This window comes from Ferruginibacter albus (assembly GCF_020042285.1).
GTDB lineage: Bacteria > Bacteroidota > Bacteroidia > Chitinophagales > Chitinophagaceae > Ferruginibacter > Ferruginibacter albus.
Window position 1 is genome coordinate 1,249,363 of the sequence record NZ_CP083388.1, and the last position, 17,071, is coordinate 1,266,433.

A 17,071-nucleotide genomic window follows, 5' to 3' on the forward strand; every position below is an offset into this window, starting at 1 on the left:
TATTACGATTAATGTTTCAATATTCCAACTTTTAGTTCGGTGGCGTAATATTTGTCTATTTATAATGAGACAATTATTTTAACTTAGTAACATTGTTCATCATTAAATTTTTTAATTATGGGTACAAGTCGTAAAGTCCTTACTGCTGTAGCGGTAGGAGCTGCAGTAGGTGCTGTTTTAGGAATATTATTTGCTCCTGATAAAGGCACAGAAACAAGAAAGAAAATAGCAGAACGTGGAAAAAAATTCTCAGATGACGTACATAATAAATGGGAAAAAGGGAAAGAATATTTTAATCACGCTAAGAACGGTAAAGAAGAAACTGCTATTTAAAAATTAAAATTATTGCATGCAAGAGATTTTGGCCAGGTTCGAGCAACTGTTTTCGCATATTAAAGAGTATGTGGACAATCGTATAACGACTATCAAGTTGAGTATTGCAGAAAAAGTTTCTAAGCTGATAGCCGGCTTATTGGCTGCAATGGTGGCAATTTTTTTCATTCTTCTTTTTGTGGTATTTGCAGGGGTAGGGCTTGCATACATTATCGCAAAATGGACAGGCGAAGTGTATGCAGGCTTTTTAATTGTAGGATTTTTGTTTTTACTCTTGGGTATAATAATATGGTTTGCAAAAGAAAAATTGTTGCGCATAGCCATCATGAATGTAATAATAAAAGCTATTTTCTCTGATAAAGATGATGAAGTTTAAAAATATATCTCAGCTAAAAGCCCACCAAAAGCAATTGCGTAAACGTAAAGGAGAGTTGGAAACACTTATTAATTATGGATGGCGGGATATGAAAAATTCTACTGTTTCTGATATAGTGGATGAAGGGAAGTCAATATTGCTTACAAAGGCAATTCAATTTGCAGGAAAACTGTTTGTTTCTAAAACTTCAGATTAAGCTATCTTCTTTTTAGGTTTGAAAAATTCAGATCTAATTTGACCGCTTCTTTCAGTATCTTTTTAAGTGCTCTTTCGTTAATTTCTTCGGGTGTTTTATAGATCTTGTAAAAGATCTGCTTATTGGTTCCGTGGGTTAAAAAATTATCTACATCGTTTAGCCTGTTGCCGTACCAGAATCCTAACAATACGCCTTCTTTAATACCACCTCTCGGAATGGTAGCCGGCCAGATAAGGCAAATACTTCTGTTGCCATAAAAGAAAGGAACATTATACGATATCTTTTCTTTGCAATGGGATGGAAGATTTTCAATAGCGATCTGTCGCAACACATCCACAATGATACGTTCATTCTCCGGCAGCAACTTAAACAAATGAACAAGCGATCTTATTTTTATAGAGGAATTGGTCGGCATGTTTTAAATGTACAAATAATCAACGAAACCTTATCTTTAACACATAACCGCATGCAATGAATAAAAGGTTGCTTTTTTTATTTGTTATTGTTTACTGTTTATTATTTGCTTTCGTATATCCCTGGTATCAATATGTATTTGACCCGGATGCTACAGGTTATTTACGGGTGGCAGAAAGAATTGCAGCAGGCGATTATTGGAACTCGGTTAATGGTTATTGGAGTCCGCTGAATTCGTGGCTGTTGGCACCTTTTATAAAAATGGGCTTTAATGCTGTGTTGGCGGCTAAATGGTTAAATGGCGTTTTTGGTGTAGTGGCCTTGATCAACGCTTATTTTTTATTGAAGAAATTCAAATTGCATTCTAAAGTTGCCGTTGCGATCATGGCATTAATGGTAATTGTTTTTCTCCATTTTGCTTTCTATCAATTGTTCGGCGATTTTCTGCAGGTGCTCTGTTTGCTTATTTATCTCAATATAATTTGCTCAAAAGGCTTTATTAAAAGCAATAAAAAAATAATTCTCAGCAGCATTGTTTGTGGGGTGGCCTATTATGCAAAATATTATTCTTTGTATTTTGGGGTGATATTTATTGCGATAACATTTTTTCTTTTATTGAAGAATGACCGGCCCGAATCTTTATATAAAACATGGATCAAAAAAGCGGGACTTGCTTTGCTGATACTGGTGTTGATAGCTTTGCCATGGGCAATAACACTTAGTTCAAAGTATCATAATTTCTCTTTTACAACAAGCGGGAAAATCAATTATTCCTGGTACCTGTCAGTAGCCTATGAACAACCAAGAGTTTTGGTACAGCCATTGGCGTATGATAACAGTAGTTCTTTTTGGGATGATCCTTCTTTTTGGAAAGGCGATTTTATCACACCCGTTACCAATAAAGCTGTATTCCTTTTTCAAATAAAATTATTCATTAGTCATGTATTGCAATATATCGGCATTTTAAATGCCTTTTCATTTTTAACCATAATAGTTTTATTGCTATGTGCAGGCCTCTATTTATATAAAGAAAAAAGTTTTATCTACAACAATGCAAACAGTGTATTATTGGTGATGGCATTAGTGATGCCCATCGGTTATCTATTGGTTTCTATGGATGACCGCTATGTTTGGATGGTGTATATCTCCGCAATTATTTTGGCAGGAGTTCTATTGACTGTTTTTGAGATAGAAAAAAGGGTTTTTTCAAAATTGTTTACAACGATCATTGCAATAGTGTTTGGTAGTTTTTGTATATACCCTTTGAATCAATTACAAAATCAAAAGGCTTCCGGAAAAAATGTTTATGAAATAGCAGAGGCACTTAAAAAGAATTCAATACATGGAAAATTCATAGCTAATTGCACTACTGCCGAAGAGCAGGCTAATTGTACCGTACTGGCTTATTTAGTAAAAGACCAGTTTTATGGGCCTTCCGTTGTTAATGTAACTCCTGATGAAATGAATGGAGTAATTTCAGATTATAGAATAAATTACCAGTTGGTTTTTTATAACGCACCTTTACAAAAGCAGCAAGCGCTTCATTCTACGCAGGCGCAGGCTGCAGCGAAAGTTTTTCCTGATCTATATCCTGGTGTTATTGTTTTGCAATATAAATAATCACTGCATTTGAACCGGGTAGCTGCTTTTTTTATTTCCTGGTTTAATAACCTCTAATTGATATAAACCTTTTGGCAGATCATTGTTAAGCTGAATGGTTTGATGTGTGTTGCCGGCTGTTATGTATAATTGTTTATTGGCAAGCAGTTGCCCACTAACACTTAATAATTTAAAACTGTAATTTCCGGGAATGACATTATTCATCTTAAGATTTACTGTTCCATTCTTTACAGGATTTGGATAGATAACTATATCGTGGTTGTTTGATGACAGCTTAATAGTTGTGATCTCGCTGTATTGAATATTTCCGCTTCTATCGGTACAGCGTACACGATAATAGTTTTCGCCATTCGCAGGAGTCATATCTGTAAGATCGTAAATAGATGCGCCGTTGCTTTTTATAGTAGCAATGGATGCAAATGACTGTCCGTCTGAAGATCTTTCAATAGAATAGGATGCAATGTTCACTTCATTGGCGATCTTCCATTCAATAGTAACATTGCTATTTTGCTGAACAGCTTTTATATTGGTGAATGTAACGGGTAGTGGTCCTGCATCCGGCAATGTATTGAATACAACCATAAAGCGTGCTGCATCTTGCGAAGCTATTGTATTGTCAATGCTGAAATCATAACTGGTTACACCATTAAGATCAACTGCAACAGAATCACCGGTATAGGCATCTTTTAAAAAACACACCAGGTTAGGTTGCGTAAGATTGGTTGTAGTCAATTGAAATTGATATTTGCGTTGAGTGGTTTTGGTAAGATTAAAAAACAAAGTATCTCTTACATGTATGATGGGTCTTCTTTCTATTGAAAGTAAATAACCATCCCTTCTAAAGGAAAACTCTTCATTGATATTATGTAGCTTGGCTGCATCCAGGTAATCAACACCTGCGCTAAATGCATTATTATATTGTGCAACGGCGCCATCAGCAGGATAGGTAGAACCATCATTATACAACAAGTATAGATCAGCCTGGAATAATTGTGCCTTTGCTGGAAGAGAAAATAAAATTATAAGGGCAATGGTGCAAATAGAAAAGCGGTTCATCACAAGATGGGGGTTTGGTAAAACAATCGTTATAATGAAGCTATGGAAAAAAATGATAAAAAAAGCAACAGCCAATAAATAGTTTATTGACTGCGCTTTTAATTATAACCATGCACAAAATGCATTAAAAATAATCTATATGAGATGAGCCTATTCTTCTGCTTTTTTCTTGATAAAATAATCAATGCTTATTCTTCCCGGGCCATTTGCCAGTAAAGCAAATAACATAATTAAATAATACAACGGAATTTCAAAACCGTTATCGCCCGCATCAAAGCCATTTGCCCAATGCACCGTTTTAATAGCAACGATCATTGTTATAATTAACGGAATAGAAATAAAACGGGTTGCCAGTCCTAATATTAATAATGCAACACCAACCGATTCTGTACCTGCCGCTAAATAGGCATTAAATTTTGGCGCAGCAATTCCGATACTGGCAAACCAATCTGCTACAGAGTTAATATCGCTCCATTTCATTTTTGCAGTTTGGTAAAAACCATACGCTAATACCCAACGCATAAATAATGGTGGAAGGTCTTTTAATGAGCTTATTGCATTTAAAATAGTAATGTAAAATTTAGCAAGCTTTTGCATGATTTTGTTTTTATAATGATAAAGCCGTTTTATGCAGCAAATCCTATAATTAATCTTTGCTCGTAAGCGGCTTCAAAAAAAGCAATTATGGATTGTTTGTCTTCTTTGGTAAGAAGTATGTTGAATTCAGTTTCAAATTTCTTGATTGTCTCGTGTATGCTTAATGAGTGTGCTGTAAGATATTCCAGCATTTTTACAAAGGCCGGTGATAGATCGGTAAAGATCACATTGCCATCAGGGTGCCGGTGTGCCATCACAAAATAAGTTTGCTTATCATCCGGCTTAATTTTCTTTGCACTCTTGTTATGAACAGGATAAGAGAATGATAATAAATGATGTTCAGGATTTACCACAAGTTTGTTTATGATAATATCTCCTTCTTTTGAATAATCAATTAAATGATCTTCCATCATAAATACTTCTACTTCCATCCATTCAAACAAAAGCAAGTCTTCTAAAAAAGGGTATTTTTTGGTAAGCGGATCTTCTGTTTCAACAATGTATTCATAAAATTCCTTTGGCATATACCAAACCTGCGGCGATTGGCAGGAGTGATTAATGAAGAAATCATTTACCGCATTGTTCCATTCTTTTTTGGTCAATAAATTATAGGTAAGAGGATAGGCATTTTGCAACATATCGTCTACTACATTATAAACCAGCCGGCGATATTGCGTAATATTCTCCTGCTTTATACCGGGTATATTTTTCAGCTCGCCGGTGCGGCAATAACTTGCCAGCGACGATTGATGTGCACGTGTTGTGTCAAGCAATTGCATAATTGCTGTTTTTTATAACTGAATATTTTATTGTTTTCAGGCGTTCAATTTCCTCTTGCAGTTCTTCCAATTCGGGAATATTGAAATCTCTTTCCAGCAAAACCGGTACATCGCGGTTTAAACGTTTCATAGTATGTTCAAACAGATCATATACCGGGTCAATGATGGCTTCGCCGTGTGTATCTATAATTAAAGTATCCGAAACCTTTTCGTGCCCTGCCATGTGTATATAGCTCACTCTTTCCATGGGTAGCTTATCAATAAACTGTTTGGCGTCGTAATTATGATTGAATCCGTTTACGTAAACATTGTTTACATCCAATAACAGATCACAGTCTGCCTCTTCCAGTATGGCATTAATGAAATCTATTTCAGATAGTTCAGGAGCAACGGGAGTGTAGTAGCTTACAATTTCAATAGCGATCTTTCGTTCCAAAACATCCTGCACAGTTTTTATTCTTTCAGCAACATGCTTAACAGCATCGTTAGTAAAAGGGATTGGCAACAGGTCGTACAAATGCGCATTGTCGCATTTGGAATAACTTAAATGTTCGGAATAAATGCGTGCATTCGTAGCCGCTAAAAATGTTTTTACTTTTTTCAGAAATTCAAAATCCAGTTCATCCGGGCTTCCTAATGAAAGCGATAAGCCATGTGTAAACAATGGATATTTTTCTAATGCTTTCATCAATTGCTTTTTCCAAAAGCCGCCAACGCCTACCCAGTTCTCGGGAGCTACTTCAATAAAAGAAGGTTTTAAAACATCACTCTGCAAAAACTCTTCTGCAAAATCTTTTCTATAGCCTATGCCAACCATACAAAACGTTTTACAATTAAAGATCAAAGGCAGACATGATCGTCTGCCTTTGTAATAAAGATCTTAGCTTGATTTTTTTGTACCGCCGCATTTTCCTTCACCACATTTAGCGTCTTTGGTTTTGCCTGCTTTTTTAGCGCCTTTTTTAGCACCACATTTTCCTTCACCACATTTTCCTTCGCCGCATTTGCCGTCTTTTGCTTTTGATGTAGAGTCAGCACCGCATTTTAATTCGAAGTTTTTAGCAGTATTGCTGTTCTTTAATAAGGAAGCTCTAACGGCGTCGCCTGTACCCAAATTGTTGTAGTGGAATAACCCGTTGGCGTTAGAAGTAAAGCCGGTAGCAGCAATTAAAGCTGATGCAATGATAGATCCTTTAAGGATGTTTTTGTTGTTGTTCATCGTTTTTGTTTTTAAGTAAAAGAAAAGTTAGTTAAACATTCGTTGATTATAACGTAATTGCCTTGATATACGTTGCCGGGAAAACTTTGGATTTTAAAATGAAAAAATATTTTTGAAAGGATATATATATACAAATTATAGAAATAATTCTGATTTTGAAAATACTATCTTCTAATTTAGAAAAATCAACAAGCATAAAAAGATTCAATGATAGTTATCCAATATAGAAGCCCGATATTGAGAGAGGTTGATATTTAATATTGCTATCATTAATAAATCTTCTTTGAGGAGGAAGTAAGTAATAGATTTATTTATTAACTATGCATTAATAAATAAACTAAAAAACAATCGGTGACTATAAAAATTATTTGATCTGCTTATGTTTAAAATAACTTTTTTAATTATACTTTTTTTGTTTTGTGGTATATTATCTAATGCACAATATATACAGCAAGGAAATAAATTGATAGGGACTGGTGTTGTGCCTAACTCGTCACAAGGGCAATCTGTTGCCGTTTCTTCGGATGGTAATACAGCAATTATTGGTGCACCAAAAGATGCTAATGGTATTGGTGCGTCGTGGGTTTTTATACGTTCAGCCGGTATATGGACACAACAGACAAAATTAGTGGCAACAGATGCGATTGATGCGTCTGCGCAAGGGCAATGCGTTGCTATTTCTTCGGATGGTAACACAGCTATAGTTGGAGGTAATTTTGATAATGGGGGTATTGGTGCATCATGGATATTTGTTCGTTCAGGAGGGGTATGGACCCAACAGGCAAAATTAGTGGCAACAGATGCTTCTGGTGGTTCTCAACAAGGGTATTCAGTATCACTATCTTCAGATGGTAATACAGCTGTAGTAGGTGGGTACACTGATAATGATGGTATCGGTGCATCATGGATATTTATTCGTTCAGGAGGGGTATGGACACAACAGGCAAAACTAGTAGCAACAGATGCTATTGGTAATGCAAATCAAGGTCAAGCCGTATGCATTTCTGCAGATGGTAATACCACAATAATAGGAGGACGAGCAGATAATAATAATATGGGAGCCTCGTGGATATTTACTCGCTCAGGAAACGTATGGTCACAACAGGCAAAATTACTTGGCAAAGATGTAACAGATGGTGCACAGTTTGGATATGCTGTTTCTTTATCAGCTGATGGAAAAACTGCTTTAGCAGGAGCTCCTAATAACAATAGTATGAGTGGTGCGTCGTGGGTGTTTATTTATTTAAATGGAGTTTGGACAGAACAGAATATTTTATTAGCATATGATAATAATTCCTCTAATCAAGGGAAATCAGTTTCTCTTTCTTCAGATGGTAATATAGCCGTGATAGGTATGTCTTCGGGTAGTTACTTGTCAGGAGCAGATGGGGGTGCATGGATATTTACCCGTTCGAATGGAGACTGGACCCAGAAAACAAAAATACTTGGATTGGATTCTGTTGGAGATCCCTTTGAAGGGCAATCAGTTTGTCTTTCTTCAGATGGTAAAACAATATTGATGGGAGGTCCTAAGGATAATAACTCGAATGGAGGTTCCTGGGCATTTACTCCATCAGGCGATACATGGATACAACAAGGTTCAAAATTAGTGGGAACCGGCGGCATTGGGGCTGCGCAGCAAGGATATACTGTAAGTCTTTCAGCAGATGGTAATACATTATTAGAATCGGGAGTTGAGGATAATGGAGGTATTGGTGCAGCATGGATCTTCACTCGCTCAAATAATGTGTGGTCGCAACAAAAAAAATTACTTCCGTCAAATTATATTGCTAATCCGAGGGCGCCATTAATAGGATATGGTTTATCTATCTCACCCGATGGGAATACGGCGCTTTTAGGTGGCTTTTTTGACAATAATAGCTTAGGAGCGGCTTGGGTGTTTACCCGTTCAGATGGAGTATGGACTCAACAAGAGAAATTGCTCGCAAATGATGCAACTGGATTCCCTTCACAAGGTCGTTCGGTGGCCTTATCATACCATGGTGACACTGCAATAGTAAGTGGTGAGCATAATGGCAAAAATAATGAAGGTGCGGCATGGATATTTACACGTTCAGGCACAATTTGGACACAGAGGGCAAAATTAACAGCAAATAATACCATTGGTTCTTCAAATTTTGGAAGGTCCGTTCATATTTCATATGATGGAAATACTGCTATAGCAGGAGGGTATCATGATAATAATTCTATAGGTGCTGCATGGATATTTTCACGTGCTGATACAGGATGGGTGCAACAGGCAAAATTAACAGGAAATGATATTGTCGGGGCCGCACGTATGGGGATATCAGTTTCACTTTCTGCTGATGGCAATACTGCAATAGTAGGAGGATACCAGGATAACAATTCTATAGGTGCAGCATGGGTATTCACTCGTACAGCAGGAATTTGGACACAGCAGGGATCTAAATTAGTTCCCAATGATGTTAATGGCGAGGCTTCTTTTGGACTATCGGTTTCTTTATCTGCAAATGGAGATACTGCTATGATAGGTGGATATAATGATAGTAGTAGTGTTGGTGCATCGTGGATATTTACCCGTTCAGGAGGGATATGGAAACAACAAGGTTCAAAATTAGTTGGTACAGGGAGTGTTGGAGCTGGTCAACAAGGTTCAAGTGTATACCTTTCTGCAGATGGAAACACGGCAATTAGCGGAGGGGGCTTTGATAATTATGGACAAGGCGCTACCTGGGTATTTGTAAATACTTCGGCTAATACAAATCATTGGACAGGATCTGTAAGTGATGTTTGGGAAAACTCAGCTAATTGGAGTCTTGGTATAGTACCAGATGCTACAACAATCGTATACATTGAAAGCGGTAAGCTTAATTATCCTGTGATAAACTCTATTGCTACATGTAAAGCTATTTATACTTCTCCCGGGGTATCTATTAAAATAAATACCGGTTTCAAATTAAATGTTGTAGGTGCTAATTAAGCGTTCTTGATTTACTTCTGCTACTATAACTAAACAATAAAAATATAAATTGCGATACTAAAATCTACACAATGCAATATAGAAAAATAGGAGAATCGAATTTACAATTGTCAGTCATCACATTTGGTGCATGGGCAGTAGGTGGTTGGTTATGGGGCGGAGCCGATAGAAAAGAAGCTGTAGAAGCCATTAAAACAGCCTATGACCTGGGCGTTACATCCATAGACACAGCACCCGTTTACGGACAAGGTGTAAGTGAAGAAATTGTTGGAGAAGCGATCAGAGGAATTTCCAGGGATAAAGTACAGATATTGACCAAGTATGGTATGCGGTGGGACCTTGCAAAAGGCACGCTTGCTATGAAGAGCCGGGATAACAATGGCAAAGACATCGATATATATAAGTACTCCGGTAAGGAAAGTATTATCAAGGAATGTGAAGACAGTCTTCGCCGTTTGGGCACAGATCACATCGATCTATACCAAATACATTGGCATGATGTTACTACACCGATCGGTGAAACAATGGAAGCCGTAAGCCGGTTAATACAACAAGGAAAAGTATTGCATGCCGGTGTTTGTAATTACGGTGTAGCTGAAATGGAAGAAGCTGCAAAACATATTAATCTGGTAAGCGATCAAATCCCTTACAGCATGATGCGCAGGGATATTGAGAAAGATGTATTGCCTTATTGCATTGAACATAAAAAATCTATTTTGGCATATAGTCCATTGCAACGGGGCTTATTAACGGGGAAGATCAAGCCCGGTTATCATTTTAATGAAGGAGATAGCAGAGAAACTTTGCAACATTATAAATCGGAAAATATAGAAAGAACCAATACCTTTCTTCAAAAAATAAAACCAATCGCAAACGAAAAGAATGCGACATTAGCACAACTGGTTATTAGCTGGACATTGCAACAACCGGGCATTACCATTGCGTTGGTAGGTGCAAGAAATGCAGCGCAGGCAATTCAAAATGCAGGTGCTATTAATGTGCAATTATCTGCAGAAGAAATAAAATTGATCACTACAGAATTGGATCAATTGGTGTTAGTGAAGTAATTCAATCTTGAAAAGTTGTTTTTAGAAAATGACGAATAATTGTTAACTTGAGTTGAACCAAAGTTAACTGATATGCGTATAATCAAAACCGCCATCTGTATGGCATTCCCGCTATTATGCTCATTAATAGCACTCGCTCAAAAATCAACCATTACAGGAAAAATTACGGATGCAGGTTCCGGTGCAGGAGTTGCCGGTGCTGTAGTAAAAGTAAAGGCAACGAATGCTACCACTACTACAAAACCGGATGGAAGCTTTTCCATTGAAGCAACGCCCGCAGATGTTTTAGAAGTAAGTTCTTTAGGGTATGCTTCTTTGGATGTGAATGTTGATAATCGTACAGACATTGCCGTTAGTTTGACGGCATCGATACAGGACCTCGGACAAGTGGTGCTTATCGGTACCCGAAGCACAGGCAGAATCAAAACAGAAACGGCGGTGCCGGTGGATGTGATCAGCTTAAAAGATATTGGGCAAACATCTGCCAGACCAGATCTTACTACTTTATTAAATTATTCAGCACCTTCTTTTAATTATAACAAACAAAGTGGAAGCGATGGTGCAGATGCAATAGACCTGGCAACCTTAAGAGGCTTAGGTCCTGATCAAACCTTGGTTTTAATTAATGGAAAGCGTCGGCACCAAACAGCATTCGTTGCCATCTTCGGAACAAGAGGTCGGGGTAATTCAGGAACAGATTTAAATGCCATTCCTGATGCTGCTATCGATAGAGTGGAAATATTACGTGACGGTGCTTCTGCACAATATGGTTCTGATGCGATCGCCGGTGTAATGAATATTATTTTAAAGAAAGATGTAAAGCATCTTACCATTAATGCAGGTTGGTCCGGTTATGACGATCATAAATACAATGCATTAAATAATATAATGCCCAATCAATATTATACCGGCAGTCAAATTGATGGAAACACCGGAAAAATTGCCGTTAATTATGGTGTTCCAGTAGGAAAAAAAGATGGCTTTATTAATTTCTCCGGTAACTTTTTAATACAGGGAAAAACTTTCCGCCAGGTACCAGATACAAACTATACTACTAATCCCGGAGCATTGCCTGTAAATAATGTACGCCGTGCTAACGGTGATGCATCTGTTACATCCGGTGGTGCTATGTTTAATATGGAAGCGCCATTGAAAAACAAATCAACTGTATTTTATGCTTTTGGTGGTGGTAATTATAAACAATCAGGTGCTTATGCCTATACAAGAAATTTTTCAGGACATCCGGAACGTTTTCCAACCGACGCCAATGGCAATTTAATTTATGTTCCTTCCATTATGCGCTTGGTCGATCCATCTGCACCTGTTCAAACGGATCCTGCTCTTATCACAGCAGAGGATGATGTTTATTTTAATCCTATCCAAAATGTTCATATCACTGACTTATCATTAGCTGCCGGCATACGTGGTAAATTAAAATGTGGCTGGAACTGGGATGTAAGCAATACGATCGGCAGTAATAACTTTCATTATTTCGTAGACAATACCTTTAATGCTTCATTGGGCGCAGATAAAACACATTTTGATGCAGGTGGCTTCAGCTTTTTACAAAATACTACCAACGTAGATTTTAGTAAGTATATTTCAAGTGTTGCAGAAGGAATGAATATTGGTGCAGGTGCTGAATTCCGGTATGAAAAATATTCCATCTTTAGCGGTGAAGAAGCATCGTATGCTAATTATGATACATTGAAAGCTACCGGCAGCCAGGGTTTTCCGGGTTTTCAACCGGCGGATGCGGTAGATGCAAACAGAAACGTAGTGGCAGGTTATGGAGATGTTGAAATTGATGTTACTAAAAAATGGTTGGTAGATGGAGCTTTCCGTTTGGAAAATTATTCCGACTTTGGTTTTGTAAATACCTACAAGTTTGCAACGCGTTATAAAGTTGCTGATAATTTCAATGTGAGAGGTTCTATCAGTACAGGATTCAGAGCACCTTCTTTGCAACAAATTAATTTCAGCAACACCTTTACAAACGTACAGGGACAACTGATAACGCAGGTTAAGCTGGCTCCTAATAATAGTCCCATTACAAAAGCAGCGGGTATCCCTAAATTGAAGCAGGAGAAATCGGTGAACGCAAGTTTAGGCTTTTCATGGAAACCGATCAAGCAACTAACGGTAACGGTTGATGGTTATTGGGTTAAGATAACGGATAGAGTAGTGTTGTCCGGCTCTTTCCCTAATGATAATACATTGGCCCCGGCATTGGCAGATGCATTAACTGCAGCCAATGTTACCAACGCACAGTTCTTTGCCAATGCAGTAAATACCACTAACAAAGGATTGGACATTGTTATCGACTATACTAAAAAAATGCGCCACAAACAAAGTCTGAAAGTGTTGCTGGCAGGTAATATTCAAAACATGACGATCGATAAGATCAATATACCACAAACACTAAATGATAGTTATGTGCATCGTGAATTATTTTTTAGCGATAGAGAACAGGCGTTTGTTTTGGCATCTGCTCCACCACAAAAATTCAGCTTAAGTGTTGAATATAATATTAATAAACTCGGCATTGGGGCACATCTTACCTATTTCGGCGAAGTAAAATTATTAGGCTATGGTTACTCCGGTGATGATGCATTAGCGGGAACAGGACAACCCGGCGATCCTAATTTAGAAGCATTAGGCATTGCACCAATGGTAAATTTGGATGCAACAGGTCAGCTGGTGCCTGAACAATTTATCTATAGTGGTAAAACAGTAACGGATGTTTATGCTACTTATAAGATCACACCTAAAATAAGTGTTTATGCAGGCGTAGATAATTTATTCAATGTACACCCTGATCTTGGCATTACGAAGGGCGCCAATGGTTCTGCATTTGATGGTGAAACCGGTGGACCATGGGACCCGGTACAAATGGGTTTTAATGGCATGCGTTTGTTCACTAAATTCTCTTTCAACTTTTAAAAAATAAACATCGGTTTTTGGCAACCTGTAAAAGCTGCTATAATTGGCAGCTTTTTATTTTAACATGATGTGAATAACTGCAACACATAGTACATGTTGTAATTTGTTACATTCGTTGTCAAATCACATTATCAGTATACTAAACCTCAACTAATGAAAAAAACAATACTATTGTTATTGCTTCTTGCTTTTGTTTTCTCCTCAAATCTTATTGCTCAAACAACACGTTATGTGGATAACGCTTCTGTAGGTGGTGCCAATAATGGAACCTCATGGGATGATGCTTTTTTAAAATTAGAAGATGCTATTGCTGCAGCTAATGATGGCGATACTATTTTTGTTGCTAAAGGAACTTATTTTACACCTATAGGTGGTACGTTCAATATGAAAGAAGGGGTAAAGATATTTGGAAGTTTCCAGGGTGGAGAAACCAGTTTAAGCCAAAGAGTATTCGGCTTCCAGGCAAGTGATAGTTCAATACTAAGCGGGCAATACCTTTCCCGTGTAATTGAAAATATTGATAATGGATTAACTACTGCTGCTGTGTTGGACGGTTTTATTTTGACGGATGGTTCTGCCTTCCAGGGTGGGGCAATGTATAATAAAAATGTTACTCCAACATTCAACAATCTTATCATTAAAAATTCAAGATCAAACGGACCATATAGTGGTGGTGGTATTTATAATGAAAATGCGTCTATTACATTAACCAACTCAATCATTACTGCTGATACTGCAGGAGTGTATGGTGGTGGTGTTTATAATCTTAATTCATCTCCTGTATTTAATAATGTACAGATCATTAATAATATTTCTCATAATGATGGAGGTGGTATGTACAATGATAACTCCTTTAATAATCTTAATCCACAATTAACCAACGTTATTTTTAAAAATAATACCTGCGGACTACCTAATAACAATGGTGGTGGTATGTATAACTATAACTCTTCTCCCGTATTGCAAAATGTAGACTTCATTGCAAACACAGCTGGCTTCGGTGGCGGTATGTACAACAACGGTGCTAATTTTAATATATCACCTACACTTACTGATGTAAGTTTTAAGGGAAACAGTGCTGGCCAGGGAGGCGGTGGGATGTACAACTATGTAGGATCATATCCAACATTAACGAATACATTATTTAGTGGCAACAGTGCCGACCAGGGCGGAGGCGTATACAGTTACAGCGCTTCAGCTACCTATACCAATGTAACGTTTGCTGGTAATAATGCTGCTACAGATGGCGGCGCTATGCACAACGATTTTGGTTGCACAACAACCATAACCAATTGTATTATTTCAGGTAACAGCAGTTCAGTATATACGTATCCTGATCCTGATTTCAGCAATACTAATTTTTCTTATACACTAATAGAAGGAGGCATTGGGATAGGTGTTGGTAATGATAATGGAAACAATTTAGTATCAGATCCAACAGATCCATTATATGCTAATCCTGTTGCTTACACATTGGCGCCTACTTCGGCAGGTGATTATACATTAAAAACCGGAAGCTATGCCATCAATGCAGGTAACAATGCTGCTAATACAACTACCCTTGACTTAGCAGGTAAACCTCGTATTGTAGATAATACAATAGATATGGGAGCTTATGAATTACCTGTTATTAGATACGATGCCAGCGGTACCACGTTTGTGAAAGAAGGTGGTGCCGGTAATCTTACCGGTGATAACTGGGCTAATGCAGCTCCGCAATTGGGAGAAGCATTACACGCTGCTGCAAGTGATCCGAGCATTCAACAGATATGGGTAGCGGGTGGAACTTACAAACCGGTATATGTAATAAATGATAGCTTAACAAGAGAGCAGGATAAATCTTTTGTATTGGTTAATAATGTAAAAGTATATGGTGGTTTTGCAGGTACAGAAAGTCTTTTGGCAGATAGAGATCTAAGTCTTACTGCTAATAAAAGTATACTAAGCGGAGACTTTGCAAACAATGATGCTGTTGATATTATTAATAATGGAGAAGCAAGTTTATTTACGCTTGAAGACAATGCATTCCATGTAGTGGTATCTGCAGGCGATGTTGGCACCGCTGTTTTAGATGGCTTTAGCATAATTAGTGGTTCAGCATTAGATCTAACTCAAGGCACAAGCGGCAATCTTACAGACCTTATCGATTCCACAACAGTAAATGGCAAACGTGTAATTAATTTCTTTGGCGGTGCATTATATAGTGCATCTTCTTCTCCTGCATTGACTAATTTAAAAATAGCCGGCAACTTTGGATATCTTGGAGGAGGAATTTTTAATGATTCTTCTAATAACATTATCTCCAATACAGTTATTAGTGGTAATTTATCATTGATTGGTGGAGGTATTGGAAATAATGCTTCTTCTCCTTATTTAACCAATGTTACACTTGCCGGTAATTTTAGTTTGTCAAGCGGGGCTTTTGGCATGTATAATGCAAATGGAAGCGCCCCTCAAATAAGGAATAGTATTATTTACGAATTAGGACCGGCGATTCTTAATGTTGATGATGCTCAACCTGTATTCTACAATAGTCTTATAGGAGGTAGCGGTGGCAGCGCCGGTTGGGATAACAGCGTAGGTATTGATGGAGGAAATAATTTAGATGCAGATCCTCAATTTACAGCGCCATTAATTTTTGTTCCTTTTTCTACCGGGGGAGATTATTCAATACAGGGAAATAGTCCTGCAATTAATGCAGGCAACAATACTTATTATAGTGCAGATAGTATCCCTAATCTTTCAGGTATTACAAAAGATATAAAGGGTAGTCCTCGCATTCTAAATTTTATAGTGGACATGGGCGCTTATGAAACAATGACGGTGTTGCCTGTTACCATCGTGAATTTTACCGGTAATGCACTAAGCAATAACACCGCACAGCTTAATTGGAAAACAACTTCAGAGATCAATACTTCTTATTTTGATATCCAACGGAGTGCAGATGCAAAAACATTTACCACTATTGGTACAACAGGTGCTGTAGGTTCTGGTAGTAATTCTTATAATTATAATGACGGTACACCATTACAATCGGGTTACTATCGTTTACGCATAGTTGATAAGAACGGTACAGCTAAGTACACTAATATTGTATACATTTCTTTCAACGCATTTGCATCGTCTATCACTGTGTTCCCTAATCCTGCAACAAGTTTTGTAACAGTAGTTACAAATAATAAAACACTGGCAGGAAGCACAGCGATCTTATATAATCTTAATGGACAGACATTGCAAAAAGTGCAATTAGGAAATAGCAGTACAGTAGTTCCTGTAATAGGATTAGCAAGCGGCACTTATTTGCTAAAGGTGCAAACAGGGGAAACGTTTAAGGTTATAGTAAAATAACATTCAATAAAAAATAGATTAAAGCTCATTCGAAAGGATGAGCTTTTTTATTCCTGTTCGTGTATTCGCCATGCTTTAATAACATTCTGTGAACAAAAGAGGCGTTGTGCAAAAATGCAATTTTCCTATATTCGGCTCGACAAATCGATTTTCCAATAATA

The 17,071-nt window shown here is 37.5% G+C and carries 14 protein-coding genes; 8 read left to right on the forward strand and 6 right to left on the reverse strand.

The features are described 5' to 3' along the window. Positions 1-117 precede the first annotated feature (117 nt). The 3 genes from K9M53_RS05570 to K9M53_RS05580 are packed head-to-tail and all read left to right on the forward strand — an operon-like array spanning position 118 to position 905. A complete protein-coding gene (locus tag K9M53_RS05570) occupies positions 118-333 on the forward strand; it encodes a YtxH domain-containing protein (RefSeq protein WP_224018636.1) in 216 nt (71 codons plus the stop codon). Positions 334-349: 16 nt separating this feature from the next. Next, complete coding sequence (locus K9M53_RS05575) at positions 350-709, forward strand: phage holin family protein (RefSeq protein WP_224018637.1); 360 nt, start codon at positions 350-352, stop codon at positions 707-709. A gap of 34 nt (positions 710-743) precedes the next feature. Continuing rightward, complete coding sequence (locus K9M53_RS05580; protein ID WP_224018638.1) at positions 744-905, forward strand: hypothetical protein; 162 nt, start codon at positions 744-746, stop codon at positions 903-905. Between the two features lies 1 nt (position 906). Here K9M53_RS05580 and K9M53_RS05585 read toward each other — a convergent pair whose 3' ends face one another. Beyond that, a complete protein-coding gene (locus K9M53_RS05585) occupies positions 907-1,320 on the reverse strand; it encodes a DUF1801 domain-containing protein (protein ID WP_224018639.1) in 414 nt (137 codons plus the stop codon). Between the two features lie 56 nt (positions 1,321-1,376). Between K9M53_RS05585 and K9M53_RS05590 the strand changes: the two genes are divergently transcribed. Beyond that, positions 1,377-2,939 (forward strand): glycosyltransferase family 39 protein, encoded by a 1,563-nt coding sequence (locus tag K9M53_RS05590; RefSeq protein ID WP_224018640.1) that lies wholly within the window; start codon positions 1,377-1,379, stop codon positions 2,937-2,939. On the opposite strand, the gene K9M53_RS05595 is transcribed toward K9M53_RS05590, so the two are convergent. From K9M53_RS05595 to K9M53_RS05615, 5 genes are all read right to left on the reverse strand, one after another. Further along, complete coding sequence (locus tag K9M53_RS05595; RefSeq protein WP_224018641.1) at positions 2,940-3,995, reverse strand: T9SS type A sorting domain-containing protein; 1,056 nt, start codon at positions 3,993-3,995, stop codon at positions 2,940-2,942. 150 nt (positions 3,996-4,145) lie between these two features. Further along, entirely contained in the window at positions 4,146-4,592 is a 447-nt protein-coding gene (locus tag K9M53_RS05600; protein WP_224018642.1) for an HvfX family Cu-binding RiPP maturation protein, read from the reverse strand. A gap of 29 nt (positions 4,593-4,621) precedes the next feature. Next, positions 4,622-5,371, reverse strand: a complete 750-nt coding sequence (locus K9M53_RS05605) for an HvfC/BufC N-terminal domain-containing protein (RefSeq protein ID WP_224018643.1) — start codon at positions 5,369-5,371, stop codon at positions 4,622-4,624. Next, positions 5,358-6,188, reverse strand: a complete 831-nt coding sequence (locus tag K9M53_RS05610; RefSeq protein WP_224018644.1) for an HvfB family MNIO-type RiPP peptide maturase — start codon at positions 6,186-6,188, stop codon at positions 5,358-5,360. The genes K9M53_RS05605 and K9M53_RS05610 overlap by 14 nt, the downstream gene beginning before the upstream one ends. A 63-nt stretch (positions 6,189-6,251) precedes the next feature. Further along, a complete protein-coding gene (locus K9M53_RS05615) occupies positions 6,252-6,590 on the reverse strand; it encodes an HvfA family oxazolone/thioamide-modified RiPP metallophore (protein ID WP_224018645.1) in 339 nt (112 codons plus the stop codon). Between the two features lie 379 nt (positions 6,591-6,969). On the opposite strand from K9M53_RS05615, the gene K9M53_RS05620 reads away from it, so the two are divergent. The 4 genes from K9M53_RS05620 (at position 6,970) to K9M53_RS05635 (ending at position 16,910) form a co-directional block, all read left to right on the forward strand. Next, on the forward strand, positions 6,970-9,552 hold the full coding sequence (locus K9M53_RS05620) for an FG-GAP repeat protein (protein ID WP_224018646.1): 2,583 nt from the start codon (positions 6,970-6,972) through the stop codon (positions 9,550-9,552). Positions 9,553-9,623: 71 nt separating this feature from the next. Continuing rightward, positions 9,624-10,619: an aldo/keto reductase gene (locus K9M53_RS05625; RefSeq protein ID WP_224018647.1), complete on the forward strand. Its 996-nt coding sequence runs from the start codon at positions 9,624-9,626 to the stop codon at positions 10,617-10,619. Positions 10,620-10,691: 72 nt separating this feature from the next. After that, positions 10,692-13,562 (forward strand): TonB-dependent receptor plug domain-containing protein, encoded by a 2,871-nt coding sequence (locus K9M53_RS05630; protein WP_224018648.1) that lies wholly within the window; start codon positions 10,692-10,694, stop codon positions 13,560-13,562. Between the two features lie 153 nt (positions 13,563-13,715). Continuing rightward, entirely contained in the window at positions 13,716-16,910 is a 3,195-nt protein-coding gene (locus tag K9M53_RS05635) for a beta strand repeat-containing protein (RefSeq protein ID WP_224018649.1), read from the forward strand. Positions 16,911-17,071: the final 161 nt, after the last annotated feature.